Below are 12,559 nucleotides of genomic sequence, written 5' to 3'. Positions count from 1 at the left end.
CGTTACCCCCATCGTATCGGGTCAACGCGGGCCGCATCGCGCCCATTTCCGCTGGCCGCGATCAACTCGCGACGTGCGGTTAAGAAGCGTCGGGGGCGGTGATTCGGGGTTCGGTTTCCGCGCCCTCGCTCAGGGCCGAGGCCCACGCGTGGGACCAGCGGACGAGCGGGCGCAATGCCTGGTAGGCGCCGCGCCCCAGGTCGGTGAGCTGGTAGGCCGTGTCCGGCTGCTGGGCGACGAGGTGGGCGTCGAGCAGTTCGGTCAGCCGTTGCCGCAGGACGCTGGAGGACATGTTGTCGCAGCGCTGCTGCAACGCGCGGAACCCGAGCGGCCCGTGCTGCAACTCCCAGACGATGCGCAGGTTCCACCGCCGGCCGAACAGGTCGAGGGCGGCCATGAGGGGTCGTCCGGTACTCGATCCGCGTACCGGCTGGCCAGGCCCGGGTACCGTCATCGCCTTCCGCCCCTCTTGATGCTCGATGTCCGATACAGCAGCGTCCAGTGCGTTGATTCGTCGCCTCAGTCACCGTCGCGGACGACCGCCAACCCGCCGACCCGGGTCGTGATGCCCGCCGGCCCGCGTCGGGCCGAAGCGAGCACGCTGGCCGGTCGACCGAGGGTGTCACCCTGCTCCACCTCGATCGCGACCGTCTGTGCCCCGGTCGAGTCGAGCAGGTGGGCGGCGAGGCAGCCGGTGCTGTTGGCGTTGGCGACGTCCTCGTCGACACCGATGGCCGGCGCGAACATCCGCGCCGCACCCGGTTGGTCGCCCATCGGCGGTACGTACACGAAACAGCCGAGGAGCCCGTACCGCCGGCACGCCGTAGCCAGCCTGCCGAGGTGCGGACGGACTCGGACCAGCGCCGACCGGTCGCGGACCGGTACCAGCATGCGCGGTGCGCCGGGCGCCGCGATCCGTGGCACGTCGTCCGGATGCGGATCGTCCGCCCTGAGCCCGAGCGCGTCGACGATCGCGGCCCGCTCGTTCGGTGCCGGGCGACGCAGTGCGACGAGTCCCTGGTCGAACCACACCTCGATGCCGCCGGGGCGGCGGATCGCGACGGTGTCGAAGGTGCGTCCGCCGGTGTGTTGGCGATCGGTGAGCTCAGCGTGCCCGGTGCGGGTCAACCGGACGGCCTGCGCGGCAACGGTGCCGTGGCCGCAGCCGGACAGCTCACCGGTGGCGGTGAAGAACCGGACCGGCCAGGCGCCGTCCCGCGTCCGCCCCGGGCCGACGAACGCCGCGTGCGAGGTCCCGGCCGCAGCAGCCACCGCACACCGGTCGAGGTCCGTCGCCGCCGGATCGTCGTCGGTGACGGCAGTGGGGCTGCCGCCCCGACCGTCGCGCCGCACGCACGCGTCGACAACCGTAATCTCCGGCCAGACTACGTCGTTCACGGGTGCGCCCCGTCCAGCCAGTCGCTGATGAGGGGGATGGTGTCGCCGAGGGTGTCGACGCGGTGGTGTGCGCCGGCGAGTTCGTCGTCGGGATGGGTGGTGCGTACGGCGATCACTGTCATGCCTGCGGCTCGGGCTGCTTCGATGCCTGCGGGGGCGTCCTCGATCACCAAGCAGTCGGACGCTGGGAGGTCGAGTAACTGCGCGGCTCGCAGGTAGCCCTCTGGATCGGGTTTGCCCAGCCGGACGTGGCCGCTGTCGACCAGCACGGGAGGATCGGGTAGACCGCCTGCGAGCAGACGGTGCAGCACCGTCGGAGCTCGGCCGGAGGTGACGACGCCCCACCGCCGGCCCGTCAGCAGACGCAACACCTCGGCGGCATCGGGATACACGGGAAAGGCGTCACCCTCATCGGCCATGAGGTCGCGGACCAGCAGGTATTCGGCTTCCGCATCGAGCTGTGGCGCTACGACCGCGATGGTGTCGACGGGCCGGCGACCATGGGTGTGTGACCAGACCAGCTCAGGGTCGAGGTTGCGTTGCGTCGCCCACCGGCTCCAGATCCGGCGGTAGGCAGGGTACGAATCGACGAGCACACCGTCGACGTCGAACAACACTGCCTTGTCAGCAGCGCCCGCGCCGATGTCGTGCAGGCGATGTGACCCTTGATCCATCACGCCGCCAGGTCGTGCAGAACGCCGACCGTGGTGGCCGCCTGTACGACGATGTCGTGGACCAGCCGGGCGGCGGGGAGGACCTCGTGGACAAGGTGCACCGACTGACCCGCGTACAGCGCCATGTCGTCCAGGTCGCCCGTCATGTCGGGCAGTGGCATCAGATCCCCGTACCGATAGTGGCTCCTCTCGGCCGCGTCCACCGCCACGACATCGCCCTCGCCGGGCCGATGCGGTGCCTGCGGCGAGCCGGCGGCCTCCCATCGTCGGAGGGTCGCGTTGCGCAACGCCCGGTGCGGCGCGTGCGGCCAGCCGCCGTCGAAGCACCGGGTATACACGGCGTCCACGCCGGCGGCGGCGATCAGATGCCGCCGATACACCTCATGCGTGGCCGCCTCAGCGGCAGCCAGGAAACGGGTGCCCAGCATGACGCCCCGGGCGCCGAGCGCCAGCGCCGCCGCGACCCCCCGGCCGTCCGCGATCCCACCTGCGGCAACCACGGGTACGGGGCCGACCGCGTCGACGACGGCGGGCACCAGAGCCATTGTGGACGTGCTGCCGCGGACATGACCGCCGGCCTCCCAGCCCTGTGCCACGACGGCGTCCACGCCGTCAGCGACCGCGTGGACCGCTTCGGCGACCTCGCCGACCGTGTGCAGATGCAGCGCGGCCGCCTCGCGGATCCGGGCATTCACCGACGACGGGTCTCCCCAGAAGGTGGAAATGATCGGCACTCCCTCTTCCAGGCAGACCGTCAGCAGGTCGTCCACCGGAAAATCAAGTACCAGGTTCGCGCCGAACGGCCTCGTGGTGAGCTCCCGAGTTCGCCGGATGGTGCGGCGTGCCTGCTCGGGGCTCTGCCAGGTCAACGCCAACATGCCGAGGCCGCCGGCCTCGGATACGGCTGCGGCCAGGTCCGGCCCGGCAGCCGAACCCACCGGCGCCTGGATGATCGGCAGCCCGATGCCCAGCCGTTCGCACAGGGCGGTGCGCAGACCCCTCACGATCCCTCCGTTGCTTCGGAAATCGAATCGCTCGGCGCGGACGTTACTGTGTCGGATATCGAAGCGTCAACAGCCCGGGCAGAGCGTCAGGCCGGCCGTCACGTCAGATCTCGGGCGAGCATCGGACCGAGTGGCGCGCCGCCGAGCAGGTGGGCGTGCGCGTGGAACACCTCCTGCCCGCCGTACGCCCCGGTGTTGAACATCAGCCGGAACCCGTCGCCGAGCAGCCCCTCGTCCTCGGCCACCGCGGCGGCCGAGGCCAGCACGGCCCCGGCCAGCGCCGGGTCACCCTCGGCGAGGGTGGCCACGTCGGCGTAGTGCTCCTTCGGAATGACCAGGACGTGTACCGGGGCCTTCGGGTCGATGTCGCGGAAGGCGAGCGTGGTGTCGGTCTCACGGACCACGGTGGCCGGGATCTCCCCGGCGACGATGCGGCAGAACAGGCAGTCGGATCCCATCGGGGCAGTGTAAGGACGAGAGGTGCGGCTCAGGCAGGATGGCCGGCATGACGGATCGGGCGGTTCTGGTGACGGGGTCCTCGCGCGGCATCGGCCGGGCGGTGGTGGAGGCGTTCGCCGCCAGTGGGGACCGGGTGGCGATCCACCACCGCGACTCCGCCGAGGCGGCCGAGGCACTACGCGCCGGGCTGCCCGGGTCGGGGCACGTGGTGGTCCGCGCCGACCTCACCGACCCGGACGCGGTCCGCACCATGGTCGACCGGGCCGCCGAGCAACTCGGTGGCCTGGACGTGCTGGTCAACAACGCCGGCACGTACGGCGACCGAAACGTCCCGCACCCGATCTTCGGCACCTCGTACGAGGAGTGGCAGGCTCGCTGGCGGCAGGTGCTGGAGACCAACCTGACCGGTGCGGGGAACGTGATCTGGTGCGCCGCCCAGCACCTGCGCGAGCGGGGTGGCCGGATCGTCAACGTGTCCTCCCGGGGCGCGTTCCGGGGCGAGCCGGAGCAGCCGGCGTACGGCGCCAGCAAGGCGGGGCTGAACGCCCTCGGTCAGTCCCTCGCCGTGGCGCTCGCGCCGTACGGCATCACGGTCGCCACGGTGGCGCCGGGTTTCGTGGCGACCGACATGACGACCGAGCACCTGCGCGGCGAGCGGGGCGCGGCGATCCGGGCGCAGAGCCCGTTCGACCGGGTGGCCCGCCCGGAGGAGATCGCGGCCGCGGTGCACTGGCTGGCCTCGCCCGAGGCCGAGTGGGCCTCCGGCACGATCGTCGACCTGAACGGCGCTTCGTACCTGCGCAGCTGACCGCCCGCTCCCGGCGCAGCTCGGAGCCGAGCACGGCCTCCGGGCCGCCGACCTCCGGGGCCGAACACGGCGAGCGGGCGGGCATGGAGGCCCGCCGCGGCGGAAGGTGGAACTACCAGCGGCCGAGGCGGGTGGCGAGCACGCTGAGCGCGGCCACGCCGGCCGTGGAGGTACGCAGCACCTCCGGCCCGAGGCGTACCGGCCGGCCACCGGCCTCACGGAAGGCCGTCAGTTCGGCCCGGTCGATGCCGCCCTCCGGGCCGACCACCAGGACGATCTCCCCGCCCGACGGCAGGTCGACGCGGGTCAACGGCTCGTCGGCCTCCTCGTGCAGGACGAACCCGGCGGCGGCGCCGGCGATCCGGCGGGCGACCGTGGCGGTGGACTCGTCCGGCGCGCCGGCCACGACGGGCAGCCAGGGCCGGCGGGCCTGTTTGGCCGCCTCGCGGGCGGTGGCGACCCACTTCTCGCGTGCGCGTACGCCCCGGTCGCCCCGCCACTGGGCCACCGAGCGCGACGCCGCCCAGGGCACGATCTCGTCCACCCCGACCTCGGTCATCGCCTGCACGGCCAGCTCGCCCCGGTCACCCTTGGCGATGCCCTGCACGGTGACGATCCGGGGTACGGGCGCGTCCGCGTACCCCCGGGAGGTGACAGCGACCTCCAGGCTGCCCCGGCCGACGGCGGTGACCACGGCGGCGGCCGTGCCGCCCCGACCGTCGGCGAGCAGCAACTCCTCGCCGACGCGCAGCCGCTGCACGGTGGCGGCGTGGTGCCCCTCCGGGCCGTCCAGGGTCAGCGCGTCACCGATGGGCAGCGCGTCCACCAGGAACAGCGGCGCCGACACCTCAGGCGTGCCCGTTGAACGCGTCGCGCATCCGGGAGAAGAAGCCGCCCTGCTTGGTCAGCTCGGCGACCTCCTCGCCCCGGGTCTTGGCGAAGTCGCGCAGCATCTTCTCCTGGTCGGGGTCGAGCTTGGTGGGCGTGCGGACGTCCAGGTGCACGTAGAGGTCGCCCCGGCCGGTGCCGCGCAGGTGCGGTACGCCCCGGGCGCGCAGTCGCAACGTGCTGGCCGGCTGGGTGCCGGCCTTGACGTCGACGGTCTCCTCGCTGTCCAGCGTCTTGATGGTGAGCCGGGTGCCCAGCGCGGCGGCGGTCATCGGCACGGTGACGCGGCAGTGCAGGTCGTCACCCTTGCGGGAGTAGACGTCGTGCGGACGTTCGTGGATCTCCACGTAGAGGTCGCCGGCGGTGCCGCCGCCCGGTCCCACCTCACCCTGCTGGGCCAGCCGGATCCGCATGCCGTCCTCGACGCCGGCCGGGATCTTGACCGTGAGCGAGCGACGGGTGCGTACCCGGCCGTCGCCGGCGCAGGTCGGGCAGGGGTGCGGGATGGTGGTGCCGTAGCCCTGGCAGACGGTGCACGGCCGGGCCGAGACCACCTGGCCGAGGAAGGTGCGCTGCACCGACTGCACCTCGCCCCGGCCGGCGCACGCCTCGCAGGTGGCCAGGTGGGTACCGGCCGCGGTGCCGGCGCCCGAGCAGGTGGTGCAGAGCACGGCGGTGTCGACGGTGATCGGGGCTTCGACGCCGAACGCCGTCTCGTGCAGGTCCAGTTCGAGGCGCAGGATCGCGTCCGCGCCCGGTCGGGTCCGTGGACGCGGCCCACGGCCGGCGCCGCCCGCGGCGCCACCGAAGAACGCGTCCATGATGTCCTGGAAACCGACGAACGGGCCGGCTCCCCCCGGACCACCCGGGCCGCCCGCGCCCCCGCCGCCGGGGGCGAGCGGGTCGCCACCCAGGTCGACGATCTGCCGCTTCCGGTCGTCCGAGAGGACCTCGTACGCGGCGTTGATGTCCTTGAACTTCTCCTGGGCCTCCGGGTCCGGATTGACGTCCGGGTGGAACTGGCGCGCCAGCTTGCGGTAGGCGCGCTTGATCTCGTCATCGGAGGCTTCCCGGCTGACACCGAGGATGCCGTAGTAGTCCCTGGCCACTGCGTTCCGTGTCCTCATGTTCGTCTCGCGTTGCGCCGACCGGCGGCCGCAGCCGGCCGTCGGCCCTGACTGGTCAGTTCTGGGCCAGCAGCTCGCCCACGTAGCGTGCCACGGCGCGCACCATGGCGATATTGCCGGGGTAGTCCATCCGGGTCGGCCCCAGCACTCCCAGGCCGCCCACGATGGTGGCCCCCGGGCCGTACCCGGTGCTGACCACCGAGGCGGCACGCAGGTTGTCGAACTCGTTCTCGTCGCCGATCAGCACCCGGGTCGTGCTGGGCTCGGTCTCGCCGATGAGCTTGAGGAGCACGACCTCCTCCTCCAACGCCTCCAGGATGGGCCGCAGCGAACCCTGGAAGTCGAGCAGACCGCCCCGGGTCAGGTTGGCGGTGCCGGCCAGGGCGATGCGTTCCTCGTGCCGCTCGACGAGCGTCTCCAGCAGGACGGTGGAGAGCGTGGTCATGGCCGGGCGCAGCTGGACCGGCGCCTCCTCCACCAGCGCCTGCACCAGCGGCGGCGTGTCGGACATGCGCTCGCCGGCGAGCTTCTCGTTGACCAGGCGACGCAGGTCGGTGACGTCGTCGGCGGGCACCGGCCCGGGCAGCTCCACCAGCCGCTGCTCCACTCGGCCGGTGTCCGCGATCATCACGAGCATCAGCCGGGTGGTGGAGATCGGCACCAGCTCCAGGTGGCGTACCGAGGAGCGGGCGAGGCTCGGGTACTGCACCACGGCCACCTGGCGGGTCAACTGGGCGAGCAGCCGTACGGTGCGGTGGACCACGTCGTCGAGGTCGACGGCCCCGACGAGGAAGCGCTCGATGGCCCGGCGTTCGGCCGGACTGAGCGGCTTGACCCGGGACAGCCGGTCGACGAAGAGCCGGTAGCCACGGTCGGTGGGCACCCGGCCGGCGCTGGTGTGCGGCTGCCGGATGTAGCCCTCCTCCTCCAGCACGGCCATGTCGTTGCGGACCGTCGCCGGGGAGACCCCGAGCTGGTGCCGCTCGACCAGCGCCTTGCTGCCGACCGGCTCCTGGGTCGAGACGTAGTCCTCGACGATGGCGCGGAGCACGGCGAGTTTCCGGTCGTCCAGACCCATCCTCCGCACCTCCTGTCGCACGTCGGCCGCCGGCCCATCCGGGGCCGACGGACCGTCCTGGCACTCGACTGTAACGAGTGCCAGTCTACGTCGGCGTGCCCGCCGACGCGATGATCAAGGTTGTCCCGGTCCGGCGCGCTCGGTGTCGCACTGGTGCGACGTTGCCAAGGGCACCTACCGTGACAACCATGACTGAACCACCTCGCCCTCCCGGCGCGGGAGACCCCGGCAACTACCCGCCGGAGCCGAACCCGCCCGGCTCGCCGTCGTCGGCCGAGCCGCCCACCGCACCACTGTCCGGGGCGCCCGGCCCGGGCGGCTATCCCCCAGCCGGTGGCTATCCGCCGCCCACCGGTGACCAACCGCCGTCGGGCGGCTACCCTCCGCCGGGCGGTTACCCCCCACCAGGTAATTACCCACCGCCGGGTGGCACGACTGGCGGGTATCCGACCGGCGGCGCATACGGCAACCCCGGCGGCGGTTACGCCAACAACGAGGACAAGACCTGGGCGCTCGTCGCCCACTTCGGCGGCGCCGCCGGGATGATCATCAGCGCTGGCGTGCTCGGCTGGATCGCCCCGCTGGTGGCGTTGCTCGCCCGGGGCAGCCAGTCCCCGACCGTCCGGGCGCACGCCGTGTCGGCGCTCAACTTCCAGCTCATCTGGTCGATCGTCGGCCTGGTCGGCTGGGTGCTGTCCTGCATCGTCATCGGCTTCATCGGCGTCGTGGCGGCCGTCGTGCTCGGCGCCGTGTGCGGCATCCTCGCCGGCATCAAGGCCAACGAGGGGCAGCTCTACCGCTACCCGCTCTCCGCCAACTTCATCAAGTGATCCGGGCCGGCCGCTCCCCCGGCCGGTCCGGCACACCGCCGCCGGCCGGGCGGGCGTCCGGCTCAGGGCAGCAGGTCCCGCACGACCGCGTCGGCGAGCAGCCGGCCGCGCAGGGTGAGGACCGTCCGTCCGGCGGCGTACCCCTCGGCGTCCAGCAGACCGTCGGCGAGGGCCCGCGCGGCACCGGCCCGACCGGCGTCGTCGAGCACCCCCAGCGGCAGTCCGCTGGCGAGCCGCAGCCGGAGCATCACGTCCTCCATGTGCGCCTCGTCCGTGGTCAGCACCTCGCGGGCCAGGCCGGGTGACGCGCCGGCCGCCAGCCGCTGGGCGTACGTGGTGGGGTGCTTCACGTTCCACCAGCGCACCCCGCCGACGTGGCTGTGCGCGCCCGGGCCGAGGCCCCACCAGTCGGCGCCGGTCCAGTAGAGCAGGTTGTGCCGGCACCGGGCCTCGTCGGTGCGCGCCCAGTTGGACACCTCGTACCAGGAGAGGCCGGCCGCGTCGAGGGCGGCCTCCGCGGCCAGGTAGCGGTCCGCCGCCACGTCGTCACTGGGGTACGGCAACTCGCCGCGCTTCATCCGCGCGGCGAGCCGGGTGCCGTCCTCCACGATGAGGGCGTACGCGCTGACGTGGTCGACCCCGGCGGCCACGACCTGCGCCAAGGTGGCGGCAAAGTCCTCGGCCCGTTCCCCCGGCGTGCCGTAGATCAGGTCCAGGTTGACGTGGTCGAACCCGGCCTCGCGCGCCTCGCGGGCGGCGGCGGTGGCCCGGCCGGCGCTGTGCTTGCGGTCGAGGATCGCCAGCACACCGGGCGACGCGGACTGCATGCCCAGCGAGATCCGGGTGTAGCCGGCCGTGCGCAGCAGCGTCAACGACTCCGGCGTGACCGACTCCGGATTCGCCTCGGTGGTCACCTCGGCGTCGGCGGCGAGCCCCCAGGTGCGGTCGATGCCCTCGAGGATGCGGGCCAGGTCGTCGGCGGGGAGCAGGGTCGGCGTGCCGCCGCCGACGAAGACGGTGTCGACGCGGGGTGGCGGGCTGTCGCCGAGCACCCGGGCGGCGAGCGCCAACTCGGCCAGCACGGTGTCGGCGTACGCCTCGCGGCTCGCGCCCCCACCCAGCTCGGCGGCCGTGTACGTGTTGAAGTCGCAGTAGCCGCAGCGACTGGCGCAGAACGGGACGTGGACGTACACGCCGAAGCCGCGCGCGCCGACCGCCGTGGTGGCGGTGGCGGGCAACGATCCGTCGACGGGGACGGTCTCACCATCTGGAAGGACGCCGGGCATGGCCACTAGTGTGCCCGGCATGACCTCTCCCGACGTGCTCGTGCGGGTCGCCACGGCCCGTGGGGTGACCACCCTCACCCTGGACAGCCCGCACAACCGCAACGCGCTCTCCACCGCCCTGATGACCCAGTTGCTGGCGGGGCTGACGGACGCGGTGGCCGACGACGCGGTCCGCGTGATCGTGCTCGACCACAGCGGCCCGGTCTTCTGCTCCGGCGCGGACCTGAAGGAGACTGCCGCGGCGTACGCCAGCGGAACCGTGCCCGCCGGCATGCTGGGCGACGTGCTGGCGGCGCTCTGGGAGTGCCCGAAGCCGATCCTGGCCCGGGTCGCCGGGCCCGCGCGGGCCGGCGGGCTGGGCCTGATCGCCGCCGCCGATCTGGCGGTCTGCGCCGACGAGGCGACGTTCGCGTTCACCGAGGTCCGCATCGGGGTGATCCCGGCGGTGATCTCGGCGACCGTGCTGCCCCGGCTGCACCCGCGCGCCGCCGCCGAGCTGTACCTGACCGGGAACACCTTCGACGGGCGGCGGGCCGTCGAGGTCGGCCTGGTGACGGCCTCGGTGCCGGCCCAGGAGCTCGACGACGTCGTGCGGGGCTACTGCGACTCCCTGGTCCGCGGCGCGCCCGGCGCGCTGGCCGGCGCGAAGGATCTGCTGCGCCGGCCGGGCACCGCCGAGCTGCGGGGCGACCTGGCCCGACTGTCCGCCCTCTCGACGGGCTACTTCCTCTCGGACGAGGGGCGCGAGGGGGTCATGGCGTTCCGGGAGAAGAGGTCACCGCGATGGGTGGCCGTTCTGGACGCCGAACGCGGTGACCAGGCCGGGTAGGGCCGGGGACGTCGGCCGGCTGCGGTGAGCGGCGGGGCGCCCATGCCCTCCGCACGTCCTTTGCTCTGCTTCAACAGAGGCAACACCCGAGGGCTCCGAGTGTTGCCTCTGTTGAAGCAGAGCAAAGGCGCTCGATGGGGGTCGGGGCCCCGCCCGGAAGCGGCGGCGCCCCGGGGTGTCACCACGCCGTCGCGCCACCGTCGACCGCGTAGTTGGCGCCGGTGATGTACGACGCCCGGTCCGAGGCGAGGAAGACCACCAGCTCGGCGACCTCCTCGGGGCGGGCGAACCGCTTCAGCATGGTCTTGGCGGTGATCGCGTCCCGGGCCGCCTGGTCGTCCCCCAGGTCGCGTTCACTGGCCGGGGTGAGGATGGGCCCGGGGCTGACCGCCACCGCTCGGATGCCGTGCGGCGCGCCTTCGAGCGCGAGTTGTCGCGTCATGCCGATGACGCCGGCGTTCGCCGCCGTGTGCCCGACCATCGGCGGGACGTGACCTGCGATCATCCCGGCCATCGAGGCCGCGTTGATGATGACGCCGCCACCGCGCCGGACCAGGTACGGCCAGGCGAACTTCGACACCAGGTACGGAATGTCGAGTTCACCGGCGATCGTGTACCGCCAGTCGTCGACCGAGAAGTCCGGCAGGGGGCCGAAGCGCAGCGCGGCCGCGTTGTTGTAGACCACGTCGAGGCCTCCGTACGCGGCCACGGCGTCCTCGACGAGCTGACGGACCTGTTCCGGGTCGGTCAGGTCGACGGGCGCGACGCTCGTCATCTCCCCACCGGCGGCCCGGACGAGGTCGACCGTCTCGTTGTTGCCGTCGACCTGGATGTCGGCCCCGACGACCTTCGCGCCCTCGCGGGCGAAGGTCAGCGCCGCGACGCGACCCAGACCGCCGCCGGTTCCGGTCACGAGCACCACCTTGCCGTCAAGCGTTCCCATCGAACTCCTCCTCGACTCCCGCACGTCCGATTGACGTGTCAACCAAATAAGGTCCTTGACCAGGCAATCTCTTCCGGCTGTTGACGACGGGTGACGCGGCAGACACGATCTTCATCCGCAGGTGAGTTCCACGCGCCAGCGGGAACGTCCCGATCGGCACGTGACGGCTGAGCGAAGCCCGAACCGGTCGAACGGCCCGGATGACGCCGGCGGGGACGTACGCTTGTCGAACTGTCGATCAGGAGGTGTGGGTGCGAACTCGGGCAGCCGTGGCGGGCGGAGTGGTGCTCATCCTCGTCGCCGTGATCGCGATCTGGCTCGTCGCCCGGCGGGTTGGGGACGAACTGCGGCTGCCACTGGCGGGACGCACCTGCACGGTCCAGGCCGACGGCCGGGTGGTCCTGGACGTGGAGCAGATGGCGAACGCGGCCACCATCGCGGCGATCGGCGTCCAGCGCGGCATGCCCGAGCGCGCCGTGGTGGTCGCGCTGGCCACCGCGTACCAGGAGTCGGGGCTGCGCAACCTCGACCACGGTGACCGCGACTCGCTCGGGCTGTTCCAGCAGCGCCCCAGCAAGGGGTGGGGCACGCCGGCCGAGATCCGTGACCCGCGCTACGCGGCGAACAGGTTCTACAAGGCGCTCAAGAAGGTGCGCGGCTGGGAGAAGATGCGGGTCACCGACGCCGCCCAGCGGGTGCAGCGCTCGGCGTTCCCCGAGGCGTACCAGAAGTGGGCCGACGACTCCGAGGTGCTCACCAAGGCCCTGCTCGGCGACGCCACCGAGGCGGTGGCCTGCACGGTGGGGCGTACCCCGGTGATGCGCGGCGCGGCGGCGGCCGCGCAGCTGACCCGCAACCTGGCGCTGGACTGGGGTGTGTCGAGCGCCGAAAAGACCAGCCAGACAGGGCTGGCGGTGACCGCGCAGGACCAGCGCGACGGCTGGCGGTACGCGCACTGGCTGGTCTCGCACGCCCAGGACCACGGGGTGAAGCGGGTCCGTTTCGGCGACCTGGAGTGGACCGCCCGCAATGGCACCTGGGGCCAGGTGACCGGCGAGCAGGGCTCCGCTGGCCAGGTGGTGGCCGAGGTCTTCGCCGAGGGCTGAGCGCCCCGACACCGAGCGCTCGGCGACCCGGATCTCTTAACCGGCAGTGACCGCACAATCGGACAAACAGCCACAGAGCCACCCGGTGATCACGAAAATGTGACTCGCTGCATCGGTTCCGCTGCGCGC

General features: G+C 72.6%; 14 protein-coding genes. 4 read left to right on the top strand and 10 right to left on the bottom strand.

Features of this window, described 5'->3' with window-relative positions; genetic code table 11:
• Positions 1–79 precede the first annotated feature (79 nt).
• From ACIA3K_RS25050 to ACIA3K_RS25030, 5 genes are all read right to left on the bottom strand, one after another.
• Positions 80–397, bottom strand: coding sequence for a winged helix-turn-helix transcriptional regulator (locus ACIA3K_RS25050; RefSeq protein ID WP_396804132.1), 318 nt, complete (start codon positions 395–397; stop codon positions 80–82).
• A gap of 122 nt (positions 398–519) precedes the next feature.
• Complete coding sequence (locus ACIA3K_RS25045; protein ID WP_396804131.1) at positions 520–1,398, bottom strand: PhzF family phenazine biosynthesis protein; 879 nt, start codon at positions 1,396–1,398, stop codon at positions 520–522.
• Complete coding sequence (locus tag ACIA3K_RS25040; RefSeq protein WP_396804197.1) at positions 1,395–2,072, bottom strand: HAD-IA family hydrolase; 678 nt, start codon at positions 2,070–2,072, stop codon at positions 1,395–1,397. Before ACIA3K_RS25040 ends, ACIA3K_RS25045 begins: the two co-directional genes overlap by 4 nt.
• Positions 2,072–3,076 carry an NAD(P)H-dependent flavin oxidoreductase gene (locus tag ACIA3K_RS25035; RefSeq protein ID WP_396804130.1) on the bottom strand — a complete coding sequence of 335 codons (1,005 nt, stop codon included), beginning with the start codon at positions 3,074–3,076 and terminating at the stop codon, positions 2,072–2,074. Before ACIA3K_RS25035 ends, ACIA3K_RS25040 begins: the two co-directional genes overlap by 1 nt.
• A gap of 98 nt (positions 3,077–3,174) precedes the next feature.
• Positions 3,175–3,534 (bottom strand): histidine triad nucleotide-binding protein, encoded by a 360-nt coding sequence (locus ACIA3K_RS25030; protein ID WP_396804129.1) that lies wholly within the window; start codon positions 3,532–3,534, stop codon positions 3,175–3,177.
• Between the two features lie 47 nt (positions 3,535–3,581).
• Between ACIA3K_RS25030 and ACIA3K_RS25025 the strand changes: the two genes are divergently transcribed.
• Positions 3,582–4,343, top strand: coding sequence for an SDR family NAD(P)-dependent oxidoreductase (locus tag ACIA3K_RS25025; RefSeq protein WP_396804128.1), 762 nt, complete (start codon positions 3,582–3,584; stop codon positions 4,341–4,343).
• Between the two features lie 112 nt (positions 4,344–4,455).
• Here the strand turns inward: ACIA3K_RS25025 and ACIA3K_RS25020 are convergent, their stop codons facing one another.
• The 3 genes from ACIA3K_RS25020 to hrcA form a co-directional block, all read right to left on the bottom strand.
• Positions 4,456–5,190, bottom strand: coding sequence for a 16S rRNA (uracil(1498)-N(3))-methyltransferase (locus ACIA3K_RS25020; protein WP_396804127.1), 735 nt, complete (start codon positions 5,188–5,190; stop codon positions 4,456–4,458).
• A gap of 1 nt (position 5,191) precedes the next feature.
• Positions 5,192–6,340, bottom strand: a complete 1,149-nt coding sequence (gene dnaJ, locus ACIA3K_RS25015; RefSeq protein ID WP_355053230.1) for a molecular chaperone DnaJ — start codon at positions 6,338–6,340, stop codon at positions 5,192–5,194.
• A gap of 73 nt (positions 6,341–6,413) precedes the next feature.
• Entirely contained in the window at positions 6,414–7,436 is a 1,023-nt protein-coding gene (gene hrcA / locus ACIA3K_RS25010) for a heat-inducible transcriptional repressor HrcA (protein WP_355053206.1), read from the bottom strand.
• Between the two features lie 188 nt (positions 7,437–7,624).
• On the opposite strand from hrcA, the gene ACIA3K_RS25005 reads away from it, so the two are divergent.
• Positions 7,625–8,266, top strand: a complete 642-nt coding sequence (locus ACIA3K_RS25005; protein WP_396804126.1) for a DUF4870 domain-containing protein — start codon at positions 7,625–7,627, stop codon at positions 8,264–8,266.
• Between the two features lie 62 nt (positions 8,267–8,328).
• Here ACIA3K_RS25005 and hemW read toward each other — a convergent pair whose 3' ends face one another.
• The gene (hemW, locus tag ACIA3K_RS25000; protein WP_396804196.1) at positions 8,329–9,552 is read right to left on the bottom strand and encodes a radical SAM family heme chaperone HemW; all 1,224 of its coding nucleotides are present in this window, start codon (positions 9,550–9,552) and stop codon (positions 8,329–8,331) included.
• Between the two features lie 19 nt (positions 9,553–9,571).
• On the opposite strand from hemW, the gene ACIA3K_RS24995 reads away from it, so the two are divergent.
• Entirely contained in the window at positions 9,572–10,381 is an 810-nt protein-coding gene (locus ACIA3K_RS24995) for an enoyl-CoA hydratase-related protein (protein WP_396804125.1), read from the top strand.
• Between the two features lie 178 nt (positions 10,382–10,559).
• On the opposite strand, the gene ACIA3K_RS24990 is transcribed toward ACIA3K_RS24995, so the two are convergent.
• On the bottom strand, positions 10,560–11,324 hold the full coding sequence (locus tag ACIA3K_RS24990; RefSeq protein WP_396804124.1) for an SDR family NAD(P)-dependent oxidoreductase: 765 nt from the start codon (positions 11,322–11,324) through the stop codon (positions 10,560–10,562).
• Positions 11,325–11,524: 200 nt separating this feature from the next.
• On the opposite strand from ACIA3K_RS24990, the gene ACIA3K_RS24985 reads away from it, so the two are divergent.
• Positions 11,525–12,430, top strand: coding sequence for a hypothetical protein (locus ACIA3K_RS24985; RefSeq protein WP_396804123.1), 906 nt, complete (start codon positions 11,525–11,527; stop codon positions 12,428–12,430).
• Positions 12,431–12,559 lie beyond the last annotated feature (129 nt).

The organism is Micromonospora sp. NPDC051543 (assembly GCF_044454415.1).
Lineage (GTDB): Bacteria > Actinomycetota > Actinomycetes > Mycobacteriales > Micromonosporaceae > Micromonospora.
This window is presented reverse-complemented; position numbering and strand designations above follow the sequence as displayed.

What these genes read in the sequence shown, in the direction of transcription:
- ACIA3K_RS25050 (WP_396804132.1), bottom strand. Translation starts at nt 397, where the DNA reads ATGGCCGCCCTCGACCTGTTCGGCCGGCGGTGGAACCTGCGCATCGTC.
- ACIA3K_RS25040 (WP_396804197.1), bottom strand. Translation starts at nt 2,072, where the DNA reads ATGGATCAAGGGTCACATCGCCTGCACGACATCGGCGCGGGCGCTGCT.
- ACIA3K_RS25030 (WP_396804129.1), bottom strand. Translation starts at nt 3,534, where the DNA reads ATGGGATCCGACTGCCTGTTCTGCCGCATCGTCGCCGGGGAGATCCCG.
- ACIA3K_RS25025 (WP_396804128.1), top strand. Translation starts at nt 3,582, where the DNA reads ATGACGGATCGGGCGGTTCTGGTGACGGGGTCCTCGCGCGGCATCGGC.
- hrcA (WP_355053206.1), bottom strand. Translation starts at nt 7,436, where the DNA reads ATGGGTCTGGACGACCGGAAACTCGCCGTGCTCCGCGCCATCGTCGAG.
- ACIA3K_RS25005 (WP_396804126.1), top strand. Translation starts at nt 7,625, where the DNA reads ATGACTGAACCACCTCGCCCTCCCGGCGCGGGAGACCCCGGCAACTAC.
- hemW (WP_396804196.1), bottom strand. Translation starts at nt 9,552, where the DNA reads ATGCCCGGCGTCCTTCCAGATGGTGAGACCGTCCCCGTCGACGGATCG.
- ACIA3K_RS24995 (WP_396804125.1), top strand. Translation starts at nt 9,572, where the DNA reads ATGACCTCTCCCGACGTGCTCGTGCGGGTCGCCACGGCCCGTGGGGTG.
- ACIA3K_RS24990 (WP_396804124.1), bottom strand. Translation starts at nt 11,324, where the DNA reads ATGGGAACGCTTGACGGCAAGGTGGTGCTCGTGACCGGAACCGGCGGC.
- ACIA3K_RS24985 (WP_396804123.1), top strand. Translation starts at nt 11,525, where the DNA reads ATGACGCCGGCGGGGACGTACGCTTGTCGAACTGTCGATCAGGAGGTG.